Here is a 20,432-nt window from a genome sequence, read left to right on the forward strand (position 1 = left end):
CGATGGCGATCATGCTGACGTGCCGGGACTTCAACGACTTGCTGTAACCGGCGTCTCCAGCGTCGACATCGGGCCGGGCCGGTCTGGATGGCGCTCCGGGCGTCACGAGAGGCTGCTCACTCACGCCTTGCTCTCACTTTCCATAAAATGATTCCGTGCGGTCCGTTACTGCCGGTCCGCTCAAGATGTCGACAGGCGCACGCCGTCGGTCAACGAACGTTGCGGGCGGCCCGAGTTTGCGCGGTCTCCCGCGTCGGGGACCAAGGCGGCAAGCAGGCTTTCACCCTGCTCTATCGAATGTCTGTTCGAAAAGAGCGATTGATTGACCCGGGCTTACTGTGCCGAACGGCATGCGCCTTTTCCAGCGCAGGTTTCCGATCGTCCATCGTCGAGAAAACCGAACGATGTCGACATGTCCGCGCTCACATGTCGAAGTCCACGGTGAGCTCGTCCGATGCGGGGCGGGTCTGGCAGGTCAAGACGTATCCCGCGGCCACCTCCGCGGGCTCCAAGGCGTAGTTGCGGCGCATGTCCCCCCGGCCCTGAGTCACCAGGGCGCGGCACGTCCCGCAGACGCCGCCTCTGCAGGCGAACGGCAGGTCGGGGCGGAGCTGTTGGGCAGCGTCGAGGACGGTCCGGTCCCGGGGGGCCGGGAACGTGGTGGCCCTGCCATCCAGGACGACGGTGACTTCGCTCGTGGTGAGACCGATCGCCGAGACCTCGTGGCGGGCGGCGGGCGGCTCTTCATCGGCGTGGAACAGTTCCTGGTGGATTCGGTCGGCCGGGACGCCGAGCCTGGCCAGGATGGCGCTGGAGTCACGGACCATGCCGTGCGGACCGCAGAGCCACCATTGGTCGACGCCGTCGGTGTCGACCAGGGCATCGAGCAGGGCGGTGAGCCGCGCCGCATCGAGGCGGCCGGTGAGCATTTCGGCCTCGCGCGGCTCGCGGGACAACACGTGAACGAGCTGGAAGCGGTCCGGGTACTGGTCTTTCAGGTCTGCCAGTTCGTCCGCGAACATCACCGTATCGGTGCGCCGGTTGCCGTAGAGGAGGGTGATGCGGGATGAGCCGTCGGCGCCGAGTACGGAGGCGGCGATCGACAGCATCGGTGTTATGCCGGATCCGGCGGCGATCAGCACGTAGTGGCCGAGGCCACCGGGTTGACCGGAATCACCGGGTCGTCCGGCTGCGGTGAGGTCGGGGGTGAAAGCACCGGCCGGCCCCATCACCTCAAGGGTGTCTCCCGGGCGCACACCGTGGACGAGCCAGGAAGAGAACAGGCCGCCGGGTACGACGCGAATGCCGATGCGCAGTGGCTCCCCGACGGGGGAGCAGATGGAGTAGGAGCGGCGCTCGTCGCGGCCGTCGATCTCCCGGCGCACGGTGAGGCACTGGCCGGGGAGAAACGCGAACTCCTCGGCCAGGCGGTCCGGTATCGCGAGGGTGAGCGCGGCGGCGTCGGAGCACAGCCCCTCGACCGCTGCGACGCGCAGGGCGTGGAAGGCGGGACGCGGACGAGTCCGCGCTGTGCCGGGGGGACGGGAGGGGGTCGTCATCAAAGGTCCTTGAGGTGCTCGAAGGGCTCCAGGCAGGTGCCGCAGCGGCGGAGCGCCAGGCAGGCGGCTGCGGCGAACCGTGAGATCTCCTCGGTATCGGCCGAGGCGCAGCGCGGGCAGGGCACATCTGACGGGGCCGGCCCGAGGGACAGCCACACCGGCCCGGATTCGCTGCGGCGCCGAGGCCCCGGTGGTGCGATGCCGTGTTCGGCGAGCTTGTGGCGGCCCTGGGATGTGATCCAGTCGGTGGTCCAGGGCGGGTCGAGCACGGTGACGACCCGGACGGCGGGAAAGCCGGCCGCCTGCAGCCGGTTGGCGGCTTCAGCCCGCATCTCGGCCACGGCGGGACAGCCGGAGTAGGTCGGGGTGAGCCGCACGACCACCGTACCGTCCTGCTCCACCTCGACGCCGCGGAGCACTCCGAGGTCGGCGAGGGTCAGCATGGGCAGTTCGGGATCGGGGATCTCGCAGACGGTACTCCAGGCGCGGTGCGCCGCCTTTCGGCGGCGCTCGCCGGCCTCCGTGAGCGTCACCATTGCGCCTGCGGGTGTGCGCGGGCGATGCTCTGGAGTTCGGTGAGGAGCGGCGCCAGGTGTTCGGTACGGTCACCGTCGCGGCCGGAGCCGGGTATGGCGGGGGCGGACGCCAGGCCGAGAGGCAGGACCTCGGCGGGGTCGAATCCCGCTCGCACCAGGACGTCCGCGAGGCGCCGCAATGTCCGGTCGGCGACCACCGCGGACTCGGCGCCCAGACCAGCTGCGGTCCGGTCGGTCAGCGGTTCTGCCAGCCAGGGCGCGATGTCGAGCAGGGCCGTTCCGAGGCGGTTGCGGGACTCGGGGGTCCCGTCGCCGAAGCGCACGGTCCACACCCCGGCGTAGTGGCAGTGGTAGGAGAGCTCCTTCACGCTCTTGGCGGCGATGGCGGCGAGCACCGGATCAGGAGCGCTGGTGAGCTCATCGAAAACGGTCAGCCGCCAGACGGACAACACGAGCAGCCGTGTGATCGTGAAGGCGAAGTCGCCGCCGGGCAGTTCGGTCAGCCGTAGGTTGCGGAAGTCGTCTGGATCACGGAAATATGCGTACGCGTCCTCGCCGCGGCCCGTACCGTCGGCCCGTCCCGTCCTGGCGTACAGCAGCCGGGCCTGGCCGAGCAGGTCGAGGCCGATGTTGGCCAGGGCGAGTTCCTCCTCCAGTTCCGGGGCGCGGGTGCACCACTCGGCGAGCCGCTGGGCGGACACCAGGGCGTCGTCGCCCAGGGCCAGACAGCAGGCGGCCAGGTCTCCGGCGTCGACGCCGTCCGGCACCCTCTGGTCGACGCCGTGCAGGGGGTCGGTGAAACCGGTGCCGAACGCCCACTGCGCGTTGTCATGGTCGACGTACAGGTCCTCGTCAGTCATTGGCGGCCGCTCCTAGATGTGGGGTACGTCGTCGGGGATGTCGTAGAAGGTCGGGTGCCGGTAGACCTTGTCGCCGCTGGGCGCGAAGAAGGGGTCCTTCTCGGCGAGGGTGGAGGCGGCGATGGAGTCGGATCGCACGGCCCAGACGCTCACGCCCTCGTTGCGCCGGGTGTACAGGTCGCGGGCGTGGACAAGGGCCATCGCGTCGTCGGGCGCGCGCAGGGAGCCCACGTGGACATGGTTCAGTCCGCGCTTGCCCCGGACGAACACCTCGTACAGCGGCCACTCGTCCCGTATGCGGACGGGTCCGCCCGCGGAAGTCTGGTCGGTGCCACTCATGCCGCCGCTCCTTCCCGCACCCGCGTCGCCTGCTTGGCGGCATGGGCCGAGGCCGCCTCCCGTACCCAGGCGCCCTCCTCGTGGGCGGCCCGGCGCCGGGCGATCCGCTCGGCGTTGCAGGGCCCGTCGCCGGAGACCACGCGCTTCAGCTCGTCCCAGTCCGGGGTGCCGAAGTCGTGGTGCCCGCGTTCCTCGTTCCACCGCAGGACGGGGTCGGGCAGGGTGACGCCGAGCTTCTGGGCCTGCGGCACGGTCATGTCGACGAACCGCTGTCGCAGTTCGTCGTTGGAGTGCCGTTTGATCTTCCAGGCCATGGACCGCGCGGAGTTGGGCGAGTCGGCGTCCGGTGGGCCGAACATCATCAGCGACGGCCACCACCAGCGGTTCACCGCGTCCTGCACCATCTCCCGCTGCTCGTCGGTGCCGCGCATCATCGTCAGCAGGAGTTCGTACCCCTGCCGCTGGTGGAAGGACTCCTCCTTGCACACGCGGACCATGGCGCGCCCGTACGGGCCGTACGACGTACGGCACAGGGGCACCTGGTTGCAGATCGCCGCGCCGTCCACGAACCAGCCGATCACGCCGACGTCGGCGAAGGTGTGGGTCGGGTAGTTGAAGATGGACGAGTACTTCTGACGGCCGTCGATCAGACGCGCCGTCATGTCCGTGCGGTCCGCCCCGAGGGTCTCGGCCGCGGAGTAGAGGTACAGCCCGTGCCCGGCCTCGTCCTGCACCTTGGCGAAGAGGATGGCCTTGCGGCGCAGCGAGGGCGCCCGGGTGATCCACTCGCCCTCCGGCTGCATGCCGATGATCTCGGAGTGGGCATGCTGGGCGATCTGCCGGATCAGTGTGGTGCGATATCCGTCGGGCATCCAGTCCCGGGGCTCGATGCGCTGATCGCGGGCGATGGTGTCCTCGAAGGTAGTCTCGGGGCCCTGGGGCCCGGATGGTGTGAGGGTGGGGGTGTTCATGGGGTGTGCGTGTCCCGTCGTACTCGGTGAGTGGGTCAGTGGCCGCGGAAGGCGGGGCTGCGGCGTTCCAGGAAGGCCGTGACGGCTTCGCGGTGGTCCTCGGTGGCGCCGAGCCGGCGCTGGATCACGGCTTCGCGCTCCAGAGCGGCCGGCAGGGGGGCGGTGGCCGCGGACCGCAGCAGTGCCTTGATCTCTCGGTGGGCGGTGGTGGGTCCGCCTGCGAGGGAGCGGGCGACGGCCAGCCCTTCAGCCGTGGCCGAGCCGTCTGCCACGACGCGGTGGACCAGGCCCCAGCGTTCGGCGTCCCGTGCGGAGAACCGGTCTCCGAGGAGCATGAGTCCGGCGGTCCGCGAAGGGCCGAGCTGGCGGGCGAGGCCGCGGGCGACCCCCGAGTCGGAGGCCAGGCCGAGGCCGGTGAAGGCGGTCGCGAAGCGGGCTCCTTCGGCGGCGACGCGCAGATCCGCGCAGAGCGCGATACCGAGCCCGGCCCCGACACACGCGCCCTCGACGGCCGCCACGAGCGGGACCGGCAGCCCGTGCAGCTCCTTCAGCAGCGGGTTGTAGTCGTTGGGAAGGTTCGCGAAGGCCGCCTCGGGCGCGGTGGCCAGCAGCCGGGCGTGCTCCTTGAGGTCCTGGCCGACGCAGAAGTGCTTTCCACGGGCGGTGATCAGGGCCGCCCGTACACCGCGTGCGGTGTCCGTGGTCAGGCGGCGTGCCGCCATGAGGAGCGCGCTGCGCATGTGGGTGTCGAGGGCGTTGCCGCTCCCGGGACCGCGCAGCTCGATGACGGCCACGGCGTCGGTGATGTCGTATGCGACCCCGTAAGGGGCGGGGCCGCCGGTCTCCTGCGCCTCGGTGGGCGCGCCCCCGGTCACGGCCATGAGTAGAACCCCTGACCCGTCTTGCGGCCCAGCTCGCCGCGGGCGACCTTCTCCCGCAGCAATGCCGGCGGGGCGAACCGCTCCCCGAGCGTCCTGTGCAGGTGGTCGGCGATGGCCAGCCGTACGTCGAGACCCACCACGTCGGTGAGGCGCAGCGGCCCCATCGGGTGCCGGTATCCCAGGCGCATGGCCGTGTCGATGGCCTCCGGCTCGGCGACCCCCTCCTCGACCATGCGGACCGCCTCCAGACCGAGGGCCAGGCCGAGACGGCTGCTGGCGAATCCCGGCGAGTCCTGGACGACGACCTTCTGCTTGCCCAGGGCGTGCGTCCAGCCGACCGCCGCCGTCAGAGTCTGACCGGTGGTGTCGGGAGTGAGGACCAGTTCGACGAGCGCGGAGACGGGCACCGGATTGAAGAAGTGCATGCCCAGGAAGCGTCCCGGCCGCTTCAGGGCCGCCGCGAGTTCGGTGACCGGCAGGGAACTGGTGTTGGTGGCGAGTACGCACTGCTCCCCCACGGCCTGCTCGGCGGCGGCGAGCAGCCGGGCCTTGAGCGCGGCGTCCTCCGGTACCGCCTCTACGACGAGATCGGCGTCGGCGGGTAGTTCGGCGATCGAGGTCACGGCGGTGACCCGGTCCGGTACGTGTCCGGTGGCGGATCCGCCGGGCCCCCCGCGCTCGGTGGCCCGCCGCAGCCCGTCGGCGATGCGGTGCAGCGCGACGGTCGCGGCCGCTTCGTCGTGTTCCACGACGACCACGGACGACCCTGCGGCCGCGAAGGACTGGGCGATACCGGTCCCCATCCGGCCGCCGCCGATCACCCCCACGACGGCGGGCGGTGCTGATGCCGAGGTCATGCCCGGCCTCCGTTCTTCTCGTTCTTCTCCAGGAACCGCGTCATGCGCTCCTCCTTGTCGCGGCCCTCGAACAGCACGGCCTGGGCGAGGTCGTCGGCCACCGGATGGGCACCCGGCGCGTCGGTGACGAGCTTGGTCAGCCGCAGGGCGAGCGGCGAGGAGCGGGCCATGCGGTCCAGCAGGGTGTGCGCCTCGGCGATCAGCCGCTCGGCCGGTACGACGTCCGTGACCAGCCCACAGGCGAGCGCGGCAGGTGCGTCGAGGTTCCGCCCGGCGAGCAGCACCTGTTTGGCCACCGACTCGCCGAGCAGCCCCCGCAGCCGCCAGCAGGCCCCGGCGGCGGCGAGGATGCCCAGGTGCGGTTCGGGGTTGCCGAAGACCGCGTTCGGCCCGGCGATCCGGATGTCGCAGGCGTACGCCAGCTCGGCGCCGCCGCCCAGCGCCCAGCCGTCCACCGCGGCCACCGTGGGCATGGGCAGCCTGCGCACCCGCTCGAACAGACGGCTGTTGATTCCCTGCAGCGCCTCCTCCCGGCCACGCCGCCGCAGTTCGGCGATGTCGGCGCCGCCGGCGAAGACCCCGCCGTGCCCGGTGAGCAGCAGCAGCCTCGGCTCGCGCTCCAGGTCCTCGCACACGCGGTGCAACTCGGCGATCATGCCGCCGCTGATGGCGTTGCGCGCCTCGGGCCGGTCCAGGGTCACGACGACCCGGTCCGCGCACTCCTCGACCCGCAGGGTCTCGTACGCCGTGCCCTCCCGCGTGCTCATACGCGCTCCACGAGCATCGCCACGCCCTGGCCGACCCCCACACACATGGTCGCCAGTCCCCGTCGGGCGTCCTCGCGTTCCATGCGTCCGAGCAGGGTGAGCAGGATGCGGGCGCCGGAGCAGCCGAGCGGGTGTCCGAGGGCGATGGCGCCGCCGTCGGCGTTGACGCGGTCCTCGTCGAGCCGCAGGCGGCGGACGACCGCCAGCGCTTGGGCGGCGAAGGCTTCGTTCACCTCGACGGCGTCCAGGTCGTCGGACCGCCAGCCCGCCCGGTCGAGCGCCCTCAGGGTCGCCGGCACGGGCCCGAGCCCCATCAGGCGGGGCTCGACCCCCGCCGAAGCGGCGGTGACGACGCGGGCCCGGGGAGTGAGGCCGTACCGTTCGACCGCCGCCCGACTCGCCACTACCAGGGCCGCGGCCCCGTCGGACAGCGGCGAGGAGTTACCCGCGGTGACGATCCCGTCGCTGCGGAAGGACGTGCGCAGTCCGCCGAGCTTCTCCAGCGAGGTGGACGGCCGAGGCCCCTCGTCCTGGGTCACCTCGCCGTCCGCCACCGGCACCGGGACGATCTCCTCCTTGAAGCGGCCCGCGCTCTGGGCGGCCTCCGCCCGGCGGTGGCTGCGCAGCGCGAAGGTGTCCGCCTCCAGGCGGGTGATGCCGTCCAGGGCGGCGACCTCCTCGGCGGTCTCGCCCATGGACAGGGTGGTCGCGGCGGGAAAGCGCGGGTTGGTGAAGCGCCAGCCGAGGGAGGTGTCGTGGACCTCGCCGGGCCGGGCCCAGGGCGTGCCGGGCTTGGCCATCACCCAGGGGGCACGGGTCATGGACTCCACTCCGCCCGCGACGACCAGGTCGGCCTCCCCCGCACGAATCGCCTGGGCGGCCGAGGCGACGGCCGTCAGTCCGGACGCGCACAGCCGGTTGACGGTGTATCCAGGCACGGTGTCCGGCAGTCCGGCCAGCAGGACGGCCATCCGGGCCACGTCCCGGTTGTCCTCGCCGGCCTGGTTCGCGGCGCCGAGGATCACCTCGTCCACGGTGTCGGCCGGGATGCCCGAGCGACGTACCGCCTCGCCGACCACGAGGGCGGCCAGGTCGTCGGGGCGTACGGAGGCCAGGGCGCCTCGGTGGCGGCCGAGCGGAGTGCGGGCCCCGTTGATCAGGTAGACCTCGTCACGCATCGACGTGCTCCTCTGCGGGTGCGTGGCGCCGGGACTGGACGACCGAGAAGCGTCCGGTGACGAACGCCGGGTCGGTGAGGGCGGCGTTGGCCGCGGGGTTGGCCGCAGTGCCGTGGAAGTCGCTGAAGGCGGCGGACTGGTTGACGAAGACCGCACCGGTCAGGTTTTCCGAGAGGTGCACGCCCGCCTCCAGCGCGGTTGCCCGTGCCGCCTCCAGCACACCCTCGTCGGTGGCGTACACGGAGGCGGTCAGCGCGCCGTGGCGCCGTACGGTGTCGTGCAGGAGACGCAGGCCGTGCGCGGTGGAGTCGGTACCGATGACGAAGGAGACCGGACCGAACCACTCGCTGGTGTAGATCTCTTCGTCGGCCTCGGCCTTGAGCCGGACCAACAGCGGGGAACGGACGGCCGCGTCCGGGAAGTCCGGGTGGGTGAGTCGCCTCGACGGATGGGCGACACGGTCGAGTTCCGCCGCCTCCGCCACGCGCTTCAGCACACCGTCGTTCACGATCGCGCCGAGGGTGGCGGCCGCACGGGCCGGGTCGCCGAGCAGCCTGTCCAGGGCGGCGCCCAGGTCGGCGGCGAACTCGTCGGCCGTACGCCGCCCCTGGTCGGTCGGGAAGCCCTCGCGGGGAACGAGGAAGTTCTGTGGGGTGGTACACATCTGGCCGCTGTAGAGCGACAGGGAGAAGGCAAGGTTGCGCAGCAGCCCCGCGTAGTCGTCCGTGGAGTCCACGACGACGGTGTTGAGTCCGGACTTCTCGGTGTGGACGACGGCCTGGCGGGCGTGGGTCTCCAGCCAGTCACCGAACTCGCTGGAGCCGGTGAAGTCCACGATGCGCACATCGGGGTGGGTGGCCAGGGCGGGAGCGGTGCGCTCCTCGGGCTTCGCGGCGGCGAGCAGTACCACATCCGGATCGAAGCCGGCCTCCGCCAGCACCTCACGGGCGATCCGCACCGTGATCGCCAGCGGCAGCACGGCACGTCGATGAGGCTTGACGACCACCGGATTGCCGGTGACCAGACTCGCGAACAGTCCCGGATAGCCGTTCCAGGTGGGGAAGGTGTTGCAGGCGATCAGTACTGCCACACCGCGTCCCACGGTGGTGAAGGTCTTGTCCATGACGAGTGGGCCGCCCTTGCGCTGCGGCTTGCTCCAGCGGGCCGCGACCGGATGGCGGGTCTGCTCGTTCCATGCGTGGGCGACCGCTTCGAGGCCTCGGTCCTGGGCGTGCGGACCACCGGCCTGGAACGCCATCATGAAGGGCTGGCCGGTGGTGTGCTGGACGGCGTGCGCGATCTCGAAGCTCGCCTCGTTCAGCCGGGCAAGGATCTCGGCGGCAACGCCGGCCCGGGTGTCCGGGCTCGCGGCGCGCCATGTCACCGCGGCTGACTTGGCCGTCGCGACGGCCACATCGGGCGCCAGGTACGGGTAACTGACGCCGAGCGGGAAGCCGTAGGGCGAAACCTCGGTGGCGGGCACGGTGCCGGTGGCCGGATGCCCTTCGATGCGGAAGGGCCGGCCGAGGAGGCCGTGGAAGGCGGCCTCGCCCAGCCCGGATGCCTCGACCCCGTACGCAGAGGTGCTGGGGGTTTCCGGGTACGGCGTCCAGTAGGTGCGGTCGGCGGCACACTCCACCGCCTGGTCGAGCAGGGCTGCGTGGCGGACGAAGAAGTCGGGATGCTGGTCGGTGGGCACTGAGAGCTCCTGGCCGAACGTTCGGTAGGTTGATGGGTACGAGGCGCCCGGGCGGACGCGGTGGGAAGCGGGGGAAGCGGGGTGGATCAGACGTCGGCGAGCAGGATCGCCGGGCGTTCCACGCAGTCGGCCACGAAGCGCAGGAACCCGCCGGCCACACCGCCGTCGCAGACCCGGTGGTCGAAGCTGAGGGAGAGCTGCATGACCTTGCGGACGGCCAGCTCGCCGTCCACCACCCATGGTTTGTCCGCGATGCGGCCCGCGCCGAGCAGAGCGGCCTCAGGGTGGTTGATGATGGGCGTGGATCCGTCGACGCCGAACACGCCGTAGTTGTTGAGGGTGAAGGTCCCGCCGGTCAGACGGTCGGGCGGCAGGGCCCCGTCGCGGGCCAGCCCGGTCAACCGGGCGAGCTCGGCGGCCAGTTGTGCGGTCGTCATGCGCTGTGCGTCGCGGACGACGGGGACCACCAGACCGCGTTCGGTCTGGGCGGCGAAACCGAGGTGCACCTCGCTGAAGCGGACGATCTCCCGCCGCTCGGTGTCGACGGTGGAGTTCAGCTCCGGGAAGCGCTGCAGTCCGGCGACGCAGATACGGGCCAGCAGGGCCAGCAGCCCGATGCGGCGGCCGGGGTCCGCGGCCTGCATGGCCTTCCGGGCCTGGAGCAGGCCCGTCGCGTCCACGTCGACCCAGGTGGTGGCGTCGGGGATCTCGGTGCGGCTGCGGGAGAGCTTGTCGGCGACCGCGCGACGGACGCCGCGCAGCGGGATGCGCTCGGGACCTTCCGGCGCCGGCCGGGCGTGCGGTGCAGGGTCCGCCGACGGCCGGCGATCCGGGGTGAGCGGTGCGGCATCGGGGTCCGTCGCCGGCCGGCCGGAACGCCCCAGGGCCTGCTCGACATCTCGTCTGAGCACGACTCCTGCGGGACCCGAGGGCGTCAACCCGGCGAGATCGATCCCGTGCTCCCGCGCCATCCGCCGTACGAGGGGCGATATGACCCGGGGAGCGTGCGGCCCGCTGTATGGCGCCGCCTCGACAGCAGTGCCGCCTCCCCTCGCGGCGCCCCCGCGCCGGCGGCGGCGACGGGGTGCCGGGCCGTGGCCGGTGCCGTAGCCGATCAGGACGTTGCCGGACCCGGCCTGCTCCTCCTCCCGGTACCGCTCAGCCGCGGGATCGGCCGACGTCGAATCGACGGGAGGTGCGCCGGGAGGCGGGCCCCCCGGACCCTCCCCCGCACCACCGGGCCGGCCGGAAGTCGGCGTACCCACCGTGATCAGCGGCTTCCCCACCTCCAGCGCCGTGCCCGCCTCCGCGTGCAGTCGCAGCACCGTCCCCGCGTACGGGACCGGCACCTCGACCGCGGCCTTGGCGGTCTCGACTTCGATGACGATCTGGTCGATCGTCACCGTGTCGCCGACGGCGACCTTCCACTCGACGATCTCGGCCTCGGTCAGCCCCTCGCCGAGATCGGGCAGCCGGAACAGCTGCTCCCGAAGCGCTGCGGTGCTCATGCGGCCGTTCCCTTCAGCAGATGCCGGGTGTCCGGCTCGTCGCCGAACTGGAGACGGTCGACGGCGTCGAGGATCCGGTCGACGCCCGGGAGATACGCGTGCTCCAGCTTCGGCGGCGGGTACGGGATGTCGAAGCCGGCCACCCTCAGGACCGGCGCCGCCAGCGAGTGGAAACAGCGCTCCTGCACCCGTGCGGCGATCTCCGCCCCCACGCCGGCGAAGCCCTGGGCCTCCTGTACGACCAGGCAGCGCCCGGTCCGGCGAACCGATGCCGTGACCGTCTCGTCGTCGAAGGGCACCACCGTCCGCAGATCCACGACCTCCAGCTCGATGCCATCGGCCGCCGCCGCTTCGGCCGCGGCCAGGGCCACCGGAACCGAGGGCCCGTACGCGACGACCGTGGCGTCGCGGCCCTCCCGTCGGATCGCCGCCCGTCCGAACGGCAGCGCTCCGCGGCGCTCCAGGTCGGTTTCCTCCTTCGACCAGTACAGCTTCTTCGGCTCCAGGAAGACCACCGGGTCGGGGTCGGCCACGGCGTCCCGCAGCAGCCAGTACGCGTCCTCGGCCGTCGCCGGGGTGACGACTTTCAGGCCCGGGGTGTGCGCGTAGTACGCCTCGCTGGAGTCGCAGTGGTGCTCGACTCCCCCGATGCCGCCCGCATAGGGGATACGGATCACCATCGGCAGCGCGAGCCGCCCCCGGGTCCGGTTGCGGAGCTTGGCGACGTGTGAGGCGATCTGCTCGAACGCCGGATAGGCGAAGGCGTCGAACTGCATCTCCACCACGGGCCGGAAGCCGCCCATCGCCATGCCGACGGCCAGTCCTACGATGCCGGCCTCGGCCAGCGGGGTGTCGAAGCATCGCTGCTCGCCGAAGTCGCGGGTCAGCCCGTCGGTGATCCGGAAGACGCCGCCGAGCGGACCGACGTCTTCGCCGAAAACGAGCACGCGCTCGTCCTCGCGCAGTGCGTCGCGCAGTGCGGTGTTCAGCGCCTGCGCCATCGTGACCTTGGCCATGGCCGTCAGTTCTCCTGGGTGTGAAGTGCGGGGGAAGCAGCGTCTTCGGCCAGCTCGGCCGCGAGCAGGGCTCGTTGTTCGCGCAGTTGAGGTGTCGGCTCGGCGTAGACGTGGTCGAAGAGCTCCAGCAGGTCGGGCACGGACTCCTCGTTCATGCCCCCGCGCAGCTCGGTGGCCAGGGTCTCCGCCTCCTCCCGCACCGCCGCTACGTCCTGGTCGGTGAGGACGCCGCGGGCCCTCAGGTACGTTTCAAGACGGCTGACCGGATCCGCGGCGCTCCACCGTTCGACCTCCGCCTCGTCCCGGTAGCGGGTCGCGTCGTCGGCGTTGGTGTGTGCGTCCATGCGGTAGGTGTGCGCCTCGACCAGGACCGGTCCGTGCCCGGCACGGGCGTGCTCGACCGCCGCGGTCAGCACCGCCAGCACGGCGACCAGATCATTGCCGTCGACCTGTTCGGAACGCATCCCGTGTCCGATGCCCTTGTACGCGAGGGCGGGCGCCGCGGACTGCCGGGCCAGCGGCACGGAGATCGCGTACTTGTTGTTCTGGACGAAGAAGACGACCGGCGCGCGGAAGACGGCAGCGAAGTTCAGCGCCTCGTGGAAGTCCCCCTCACTGGTCGCCCCGTCCCCGACGAGGGCCATCGCCACACCGTCTCCGCCTGTGCGGCGCAACGACTCCGCCATGCCGGTCGCGTGCAGCACCTGGGTGGCCAGCGGGGTGCACTGGGGGGCGACGCGGGTGGCGACCGGGTCGTATCCGCAGTGCCAGTCGCCGCGCAGCAGCGTCAGCACCTGGAGCGGGTCGATGCCCCGGGCGACCAGGGCCACGGAGTCGCGGTAGGTCGGGAACAGCCAGTCGTCCGGCCGCAGCGCGAGTACGGCTCCGATCTGGCAGGCCTCCTGGCCCCGGCTGGACGGGTAGACCGCGAGCCGCCCCTGCTTGGTGAGCGCGGTGGCCTGGGTGTCGAACCGGCGCCCCAGGACCATCCGCCGGTACGCCTCGCGCAGCGCCTCGGGCGGAGGCTCGGTGTAGTCGGCGGTGGGCTTGGCCACCGGCGTGCCGTCCTCGGCCACGAACCGCACCGGCACGAGGGACGGCAGGAGGCCCTGGACCGTCTGGCGGAGGCTCTTCACGGACATGGAGGGCACTCACTTTCTCTGGACACTTGACGCGAGTATCGTCACCAATGCTGAATATGTGTTCAAGGTTTCCGGCAAACCGGCGACGGACTGTCGACCTATACGCTCTGGGAGGGCAAAGTGTCCGAGCAAAACTCACCCTCGGAGTCGATGACCGGACGAACTGCCGTTCGACTCGACGACACCGACCGGCACATCCTGGCGGGGCTCATCGACGACGGCCGGGTGTCGATCAAGGCACTCGCGGACAAGCTGCACATCTCGCGTGCCAACGCGTACACGCGCATCAACCGGCTCATGGCCGAGGAGGTCATCACGGGCTTCAGCACGCAGCTGAATCCGCAGCGGGCCGGCCTCGGCACGAGCGCATACGTGACGCTGACGATCGACCAGAATGCGTGGCGGGACACCTCCCGGGAACTGCGCGAGATCCCCTACGTCGAGCACGTCACCCTCGTTGCGGGCGACTTCGACGTCCTGGTGCTGGTCCGCACTCCGGACAACTCGGTACTGCGCCAGGTCGTGCTGGAGCGCATCCAGGCGGTACCGGGGGTGCGCTCGACCCGCACCTGGCTGGTCTTCGACGAGGTGCGGGGACGCGGGACGCACTGGACTGCCTGACTGCTCGGTCACTCAGACGTCGACCAGCGCGGCAGCGGAACCCGCGTCCGGCGCCGGAGCCCGAGGCGACCCCGCAGCCCCGATGGGGGTCGGTCTCGGGGCCGCCTCCACGACAGGAGCCGGGGCCGTCCCGGCCGCATGCTGCCGAGACCGCACCACCCGGAACCGCCCGGTGACGAAGTAAGCGCCCTCGGAGGGCAGGTCCGCGCCTGCTGAGGAGGGGTCGGCGGGGAAGTCGTCCGCGAGGTTCTGCACCAGGTGCACCCCGGCGTCCAGTGCTGCCGTCTCGGCGACCGCCAGCACCAGCGGGTCGGTCGAGTGCACCGCGGCGTACGACGCCCCGTGGCGGCCCACCGCGCGGCGGAAGAGAGCCAGACTGTGCGACGTCGAGTCGGTACCGACAAGGAATGAGACGGGCCCCGGCCACTCCCTGGCGTAGATCCGTTCGTCTCGCGCCGCCAGTCGGACGAGCAGGGGGCTGCGGACATCGGCGCCGGGATGGTGCGGATGGCGCAGCGCTCCGGAGGCATGGAGCACGGTGCCGTACCGCGTGGCCTCCGCCAGTGCCGCCCTCACCGTGTCGCTGGCGATCGCGCCCAGCAGCCTGGCCACACGTACGGGATGCCCGAGTAGCCGGTCCACGGCCTCGCCGAGGTCGGCGCCGAAGTCTTCCAGGCTCTTGCGCCCCTCGTCGGTCGCGATGCCCGTCGTCGACACCAGGATGTTCTGCGGCGTGGTGCGGACCGTGCCGCTGCACCGGCACAGGGAGTGGGCGAGGCCCCGCACGAGATCCCGGTAGTCACCGGTGGAGTCGACGATCACCGTGTTGAGGCCGGTCCGGTCGACGAACGTGGCGGCCTGGCGGGCGTGTTCCTTCAGCCAGCCGGCGAACTGCGCCGAGCCGGTGAAGTCGACGATGCGCACGGCCGGGTCCGTGGCCAGTCTCTCGTGCAGCCGTTCCGCTGGTTCCGCCACCGCCAAGGTCACGATGTCCGGTGTGTGACCGGCCTCCGCCAGCACCTGCCGGGCGACGCGCACGGTGATGGCCAGCGGCAGCACGGAACGCGGATGGGGGGCGACGATCACCGGATTGCCGGTCACCAGGCTGGCGAACAGGCCCGGGTAGCCGTTCCAGAGCGGATAGTCGGGGCAGCCGATGAGCAGCGACACTCCGCGGGGCACGAGGGTGCTGGTGCCCCGCATCGGCGACGGTTGCCCGCTCCCTTGGGTCCCTTGACCGCTCTCCCAGCTCAGGTCCGCCGGAATGCGCTCCGACTCCGCGAAGGCAAGGGCCACGGCCTCCAGCGCACGGTCCTGGGTGGGCGGTCCGGCGGACCGGAACGCCGCCTGCAGCGGCTGCCCCGTGGTGTGATGCACCGCAAGGGCCAGCTCATGACTGCGGGTGTTCAGCCGGCGCAGTATCTCCACGGCCAGCCCGGCCCGTCGGTGGAGCCCGGCTGCGCGCCACCCGGCCGTCGCCTGGGCGGCAGCCGCCACCAGAGCTGCGGGGTCGCACCGCGGGTATCCGATGCCCATGCCGATGCCGTACGGCGAGGACTCGGTGCACACCCGGCCCAGCTCGCCGGGCTGGTCCAGATCGAAGGGCCGTCCCAGCAGGGAACCGAAGACCTTCACCGCTGTTCGGACCGATCTCATGCCCGCGTCGGCAGCATCCTGTCCGCTCGCCTCCGTGAAGGGCCGCCGGCATTCACCGGCGGCGAGGGCCCGTACGGCCCCCTGAAGCAGTTCGCGATGCCGCTCGTAGAGACTGGGGCGCACGGCCTTCAGCCTCGCCAGCTCGCCGCGAGATCGAGGAAAGCCTCGTTCTCCTGCGGCAGTCCGATCGTCACCCGGACGCCTTCCCCGAGGAACGGGCGGACCACGACGTGCCCGCCAAGGCAGTGGACGGCGAAGTCGGCGCTCTCGTCCGCAAGCGGCAGCCAGACGAAGTTCGCCTGCGAGTGCGGGACTTCGAAGCCCAGCGCGCGCAACATCAGGGTTACGCGGTTCCGTTCGGCGACCGTGAGGGTGGCCCGCCGCGCGACCTCCGCGCGCTCCCGGAGGGCGACGACGGCGGCCTCCTGGGCGAGTGCGCTGACGCTGAACGGTACCTGGGTCTTGCGCACATGAGCAGCGATCCACGGTGGCGCCACGCAGTAGCCCACGCGCAGTCCCGCCAGTCCGTAGGCCTTGGAGAAGGTCCGCAGAACCACCACGTTCGGGCGGTCGCCGAGCACGGCCAGGGCATCGGGGACCAACGCCGGATCGGCGTACTCCCGGTAGGCCTCGTCGACGACGATCAGCACGTCTTCCGGGACGCGGTCCGCGAAGTCGAGCAGCGCCCGCTCGCCGACCGCGGTGGAGGTGGGGTTGTTGGGGTTGCAGACGAAGACCAGCCGGGTCCGGTCGGTGATCGCCGCAGCCATGGCGTCGAGGTCCAGCGCATGGTCGAGCAATGGGACCCGTACCGCCGTACCGCCTGCGACCGCCGTGAGAATCGGGTACGCCTCGAAGGACCGCCAGCCGAAGACGACCTCGTCGCCGAAACCCACGACCGAGTGCAGCAGCTGTCCGCAGACCTCCGAGGATCCGGCCCCCACCGCGATCCGCTCCGGCTCGACCTCGTGGTGCCCGGCTATCGCCTGCACGAGTGAGGTGGCGCTCAGGTCGGGGTACCGCGACATACCGCCGGCCAGCTCCGTCAGCGCTTCGGCGACCCCGGGCAACAGCCCGTACGGGGATTCGTTGCTGGCCAGCACTACCGCGCCGGGCACCTTGCGGCCCGGCACATAGGCAGGCAACTGGGCCAACGATGAACGGACACGCACCATGCTCGACTCGTTTCTGAATCGGTGGGGCCCGAGGACCGTGCCTCCGGGCACTTGACAGGTAAAGCGTGAACAGCAGAAGTCAAACGCTCAACTGTTTGGAGAATTCGGCGACAGATCGCATCAATCCGGCAGCCGGCACGGCAAGCCGTCTCCTCGCCTGCTGGTTCGGCCCCTCGTCACGAGACGGACGGAGCGCAGCTCACCAGGCGTCGATGACTACTCTCGGCTACGGGCAGGACTCGCTGGCCCCGACGCCCGCCGCCGACACTGTCCGTGAGACCTGCTCCCCACGCACTCACGAGATGCCTGCCCCGGTGCGCTCCGATGAAGAGGACCAAGCCCAAGTCGCCACTCCCCAAGGTAGTTGCCGTCACTGGCCGCGACTCCCTCGCGGGCTGACGGCCGACCGTACGGGAACGGCCGACCGTAGTGGTGGGTGCACTCGTTGTCCCTTCTTGCACGCAGAGCGCCCGCCGGTGCTCTCTGTCTGCTCCGTCCCCCGCCCGGGATGTCGGTCGCACCTCGGCCTCTGAGGAGGTGACATATCCGGACTCGGAGCAGGCATCACACACGGGTACCACGTGCGCTGCTCGACGAAGAGGTTTGCGGCAGGTGGCACGTGCGACTCCGCTCCTGCTCGCGGCAGAATCCTGCAATCGCACAGAAGTAAGCGCAAGTAGAGACACCTTTGTGTTGGATAAGCCGTGCTTACTGCGCGCGGCGGTAGACCCCCCGTTTCCCGTCTCTTCAACGGGCCTCGGAACGGCGCTGCAGTCGACGACCAGAGCGGAGCCGGCCTGACAAAACAAGCTCAACCAGCTCGGCACCGGCGCGGGCGACATCGGGCGCCCTGAGCCGCCCCGGGCGATCGCAGACACCCGCGGCACCGGGCGGCCACCAGGCGCAACCACTGACCAGCTGGTGGCCTTCGCCACCTTGATTTCGGTCTTTTCAGGGGCGACGTCAAACGTGGCGGGGGGATTGGACCAGATCCACTCTTCGTACATCTTCTCGGCTTTGGCCGCGAACTCCGGCTCGATGACCGCTGCATAGTCAGCGGAATTCGGCTCCAGTGAAGCCACCACATCCTCGTCAAAACGTACAGCCAAGATCAGCTTTCGGAAACCTGCATCCGTGTTCGGGTACAGTGTCGCCTGAGTTGTGCTCGACGACGTCTCGGTGGGTTGCATTCCCTGACCATTTGCGGAACACACACTCAGACTCAACAGGCACACAACACAGAAGGGGGCAAAGCGATTCTTCACTTGTTTCCTTCTTGTGCGAGTGAGGCGGGTCAGACTTCCTGCCTCATCGGAGGTTGTGACCTACTCATCCCGCAGCACGACGGATGAGCCGCGGGCGGAGACGGATTGAGACGGCGGGGCCGCGCCCCCCAGGCCGAGCAGCAGGGATGTCATTCGAGTCATTTCATTTCGTCGTTGTTTCCTGCCCGCATCACGGTATGGCGATGGCACTTGTTCAGCGGGTCCATTCGGGCGTGGTAGGCGGTCGTCGCCCATGTCAGCGGTCGTCGCCCATGTGGGGGCGACTCGGGCCGGCTCGGCCAAGCGGTCACTGCTGCGTCAGAAATCCTGTGAGGTAGGCGCGTTCCGCTTCGGTGAGGCGCCGCGGGCGCTTGCCCTCCAGGTCGTAGGGAACCATCGTGGAGGCTGCCCTCGCGTACAGAGTCCCTTCGTCCTTCACCTCGTAGGCGAGGCTGAATGACACCGCCCTGAGGCCGGTAACCCAGACCTCGACGGTGACTGGCGTTTCGCGCCACTCCAAGGGCGCCTTGTACTCGATCTCGTGCTTCGCGCTCACGCAGCCCGCTGTGAAGGTGTCCACGCCGGCTATTGCGGCCTGGCCACCGAGTATGTCACTGCGCGCTTCCTCCAGATAGGTGAGGAAGACGGCGTTGTTGACGTGCCCGTAGACGTCCATGTCGGACCAACGGACTGAGCAGCGGTATTGATGGCGAGTCATTCCACTCATTTCATTTCGTCATTATCACCCGCCCGGAATCGGGGCAGGGCGACGGGCATCGCCTCAGCGGTCTACTCGGGCGCGGTCGGCGGTCGTGCCGCTCGCTGGCTTCCGTGACACGGATAAAGCCCCACGGAGCCTGCTTCGTCCCGGTCCACAGCAGTGCGGTGGAGTGAGGCGCGCACCGTTCTCACCCACCCGCTGCAGCTCCGTCAAGGGCGATCCCCTGGTGCCCACCCCCGGCCCACAGCCGCCAAAGCCCGGTAACCATAACACGGTCATAAGCAGTCATTTTTTTCCAACGGTATTACTCGGAAACTCCCACTTGACGCAGGGCAAACCATCGGTCGCACGCGAAGTGCGGGATCTCGCGCCCGTGAGTGATGGCAATTCCAGGAACTGCCCCAGCGCAGCAGCCGCCGAACGGGTTCGTGAGTGCGTTCAGAATATGAATGCACCAGGTTTTGGCCATGCCTCGTGCCTCATTCGCAGCGTTCCACTGTTCGCTGTCGCGTTCCCTGGATGTGATGGGTGACTGCTGGTCACCGCTGGTCTTGCGCGACATCTCTCTAGGCATTGACACTTTTGAGGAGCTGGTCCGCGACCTTGGCGTGTCCCGCGCACTGCTGAAGAATCGGCTCGACAGACTCCTGGACGGCGATGTGCTGGAACGGGTCGAGTACTCCACGCGTCCCCAGCGGTTCCGTTACGTGCTCACCACATCAGGACGGGAGCTCGTGACGGTGCTTTTGGCGCTCACCCAGTGGGGCGACCGCTGGCACGCGCCGGATGGTCCGCCGATCGTGTTTCGGCACCACTGCGGAGAGGTCCTAGACGTGTTCGTCACGTGTCGTACCTGCAGTGGAGCGGTTCATCCGGAGGGCGTCTCGGTCCAGCCGGGCCCGGGCGGGCGCGCAGCGCCCGGCACTCTCGTCATTGCCGAGCGCCTTGCGGGGATGGCATGACTGATCACGTCGCAGCTTGGCGAATGGCCGGCGAGGCGGGGGATGCGAGAGCGGCAGTAGCCGCTATGTCCGAGGACGTTGAGCTCGTTTCGCCACTGACGGACCGGTTCACGTTTCGGGGGCACCGTGAACTCGAGGAACTCCTGACGAGCGTGTTCGAAGTGTTCACCGGCATCCACTACGAGGCACAGTTCCAGGAAGGACAGCACGCGGTCCTGCGCGCCGCGGGTCATGTCGGTCGCCTGCGGTTGGAGGAGACCCAGTATCTCGATCTCGACGCTGAGGGCCGTATTCGACGCCTCACCCTCATGATGCGCCCGCTCACAGCCGCCACCCGTTTCCTGCGCGTGCTTGGGCCTCGGGTTGCGAGCCGGCAGGGACGGCCGGGCACGGCGGGAGTACTCATCGTGGCGGGCGCATGGCTCGACTCGGTCGTGGCCGGCGGAGATCGGGTCTTCATGCCCATGGCCAGTCCTGATCGGTCACGTCGTCCAGTCCAGGTCGACCGCCCACCGGCGTGATCGGCTGTCGGCGGTGTTCCTCCACCGCCGAGGCGTCCATGTCGGGGGGCGACGCTCATGCCCATGCCGGGCTGCCATGTTCGCGGCCACGAGACCGGTGATCAGTCAGCGCCACGACGTCGCCGCGTCGAATCACGGCAGCGCTCATGCGGAAAGAGGTTTCCGCGTCACGTCACTACACGACAGCGGTCAGCTCCC

Annotated in this window: 19 protein-coding genes; 3 read left to right on the forward strand and 16 right to left on the reverse strand. The window is 70.1% G+C overall.

What is annotated here, in order from left to right:
* Positions 1-422: 422 nt before the first annotated feature.
* The 13 genes from paaE to pdhA form a co-directional block, all read right to left on the reverse strand.
* On the reverse strand, positions 423-1,559 hold the full coding sequence (paaE, locus tag AC0666_RS28575; RefSeq protein ID WP_478708610.1) for a 1,2-phenylacetyl-CoA epoxidase subunit PaaE: 1,137 nt from the start codon (positions 1,557-1,559) through the stop codon (positions 423-425).
* Entirely contained in the window at positions 1,559-2,095 is a 537-nt protein-coding gene (paaD, locus tag AC0666_RS28580; RefSeq protein WP_478708611.1) for a 1,2-phenylacetyl-CoA epoxidase subunit PaaD, read from the reverse strand. The genes paaE and paaD overlap by 1 nt, the downstream gene beginning before the upstream one ends.
* Positions 2,089-2,955, reverse strand: coding sequence for a 1,2-phenylacetyl-CoA epoxidase subunit PaaC (paaC, locus tag AC0666_RS28585; RefSeq protein ID WP_478708612.1), 867 nt, complete (start codon positions 2,953-2,955; stop codon positions 2,089-2,091). Before paaC ends, paaD begins: the two co-directional genes overlap by 7 nt.
* Positions 2,956-2,967: 12 nt before the next feature.
* On the reverse strand, positions 2,968-3,294 hold the full coding sequence (gene paaB / locus AC0666_RS28590; protein ID WP_468969560.1) for a 1,2-phenylacetyl-CoA epoxidase subunit PaaB: 327 nt from the start codon (positions 3,292-3,294) through the stop codon (positions 2,968-2,970).
* Positions 3,291-4,265 carry a 1,2-phenylacetyl-CoA epoxidase subunit PaaA gene (gene paaA, locus AC0666_RS28595; RefSeq protein WP_478708613.1) on the reverse strand — a complete coding sequence of 325 codons (975 nt, stop codon included), beginning with the start codon at positions 4,263-4,265 and terminating at the stop codon, positions 3,291-3,293. Before paaA ends, paaB begins: the two co-directional genes overlap by 4 nt.
* A 35-nt stretch (positions 4,266-4,300) precedes the next feature.
* Positions 4,301-5,146: an enoyl-CoA hydratase/isomerase family protein gene (locus tag AC0666_RS28600; protein ID WP_478708614.1), complete on the reverse strand. Its 846-nt coding sequence runs from the start codon at positions 5,144-5,146 to the stop codon at positions 4,301-4,303.
* The gene (locus AC0666_RS28605; protein WP_468969551.1) at positions 5,137-6,003 is read right to left on the reverse strand and encodes a 3-hydroxyacyl-CoA dehydrogenase family protein; all 867 of its coding nucleotides are present in this window, start codon (positions 6,001-6,003) and stop codon (positions 5,137-5,139) included. Before AC0666_RS28605 ends, AC0666_RS28600 begins: the two co-directional genes overlap by 10 nt.
* Entirely contained in the window at positions 6,000-6,770 is a 771-nt protein-coding gene (locus tag AC0666_RS28610) for an enoyl-CoA hydratase/isomerase family protein (RefSeq protein WP_478708615.1), read from the reverse strand. The genes AC0666_RS28605 and AC0666_RS28610 overlap by 4 nt, the downstream gene beginning before the upstream one ends.
* Positions 6,767-7,948 (reverse strand): thiolase family protein, encoded by a 1,182-nt coding sequence (locus AC0666_RS28615; RefSeq protein WP_478708616.1) that lies wholly within the window; start codon positions 7,946-7,948, stop codon positions 6,767-6,769. Before AC0666_RS28615 ends, AC0666_RS28610 begins: the two co-directional genes overlap by 4 nt.
* The gene (paaN, locus tag AC0666_RS28620; RefSeq protein ID WP_468969542.1) at positions 7,941-9,647 is read right to left on the reverse strand and encodes a phenylacetic acid degradation protein PaaN; all 1,707 of its coding nucleotides are present in this window, start codon (positions 9,645-9,647) and stop codon (positions 7,941-7,943) included. The genes AC0666_RS28615 and paaN overlap by 8 nt, the downstream gene beginning before the upstream one ends.
* 86 nt (positions 9,648-9,733) lie before the next feature.
* The gene (locus tag AC0666_RS28625) at positions 9,734-11,155 is read right to left on the reverse strand and encodes a dihydrolipoamide acetyltransferase family protein (RefSeq protein ID WP_478708617.1); all 1,422 of its coding nucleotides are present in this window, start codon (positions 11,153-11,155) and stop codon (positions 9,734-9,736) included.
* Positions 11,152-12,171 carry an alpha-ketoacid dehydrogenase subunit beta gene (locus AC0666_RS28630; RefSeq protein WP_468969536.1) on the reverse strand — a complete coding sequence of 340 codons (1,020 nt, stop codon included), beginning with the start codon at positions 12,169-12,171 and terminating at the stop codon, positions 11,152-11,154. Before AC0666_RS28630 ends, AC0666_RS28625 begins: the two co-directional genes overlap by 4 nt.
* A 5-nt stretch (positions 12,172-12,176) precedes the next feature.
* Positions 12,177-13,313, reverse strand: coding sequence for a pyruvate dehydrogenase (acetyl-transferring) E1 component subunit alpha (pdhA, locus tag AC0666_RS28635; RefSeq protein WP_468969533.1), 1,137 nt, complete (start codon positions 13,311-13,313; stop codon positions 12,177-12,179).
* 150 nt (positions 13,314-13,463) lie between these two features.
* On the opposite strand from pdhA, the gene AC0666_RS28640 reads away from it, so the two are divergent.
* Positions 13,464-13,934 (forward strand): Lrp/AsnC family transcriptional regulator, encoded by a 471-nt coding sequence (locus AC0666_RS28640; protein WP_468969530.1) that lies wholly within the window; start codon positions 13,464-13,466, stop codon positions 13,932-13,934.
* A 12-nt stretch (positions 13,935-13,946) separates the two neighbouring features.
* On the opposite strand, the gene AC0666_RS28645 is transcribed toward AC0666_RS28640, so the two are convergent.
* The 3 genes from AC0666_RS28645 to AC0666_RS28655 all read right to left on the reverse strand — a co-directional run bounded on the left by AC0666_RS28645 (position 13,947) and on the right by AC0666_RS28655 (position 18,748).
* Positions 13,947-15,731, reverse strand: coding sequence for an aldehyde dehydrogenase family protein (locus AC0666_RS28645; RefSeq protein WP_468969626.1), 1,785 nt, complete (start codon positions 15,729-15,731; stop codon positions 13,947-13,949).
* Positions 15,719-16,765 carry a histidinol-phosphate transaminase gene (locus AC0666_RS28650; protein ID WP_468969527.1) on the reverse strand — a complete coding sequence of 349 codons (1,047 nt, stop codon included), beginning with the start codon at positions 16,763-16,765 and terminating at the stop codon, positions 15,719-15,721. The genes AC0666_RS28645 and AC0666_RS28650 overlap by 13 nt, the downstream gene beginning before the upstream one ends.
* A 1,572-nt stretch (positions 16,766-18,337) precedes the next feature.
* Positions 18,338-18,748, reverse strand: a complete 411-nt coding sequence (locus tag AC0666_RS28655; RefSeq protein ID WP_030302928.1) for an acyl-CoA thioesterase — start codon at positions 18,746-18,748, stop codon at positions 18,338-18,340.
* Positions 18,749-19,200: 452 nt separating this feature from the next.
* Here AC0666_RS28655 and AC0666_RS28660 point away from each other — a divergent pair, with 452 nt between their 5' ends.
* Both AC0666_RS28660 and AC0666_RS28665 read left to right on the forward strand, forming a co-directional pair.
* Complete coding sequence (locus AC0666_RS28660; protein WP_478708618.1) at positions 19,201-19,713, forward strand: winged helix-turn-helix transcriptional regulator; 513 nt, start codon at positions 19,201-19,203, stop codon at positions 19,711-19,713.
* Positions 19,714-19,778: 65 nt separating this feature from the next.
* Entirely contained in the window at positions 19,779-20,234 is a 456-nt protein-coding gene (locus AC0666_RS28665; RefSeq protein ID WP_478708619.1) for a hypothetical protein, read from the forward strand.
* Positions 20,235-20,432 lie beyond the last annotated feature (198 nt).

Source organism: Streptomyces sp. NPDC043680 (assembly GCF_056436685.1).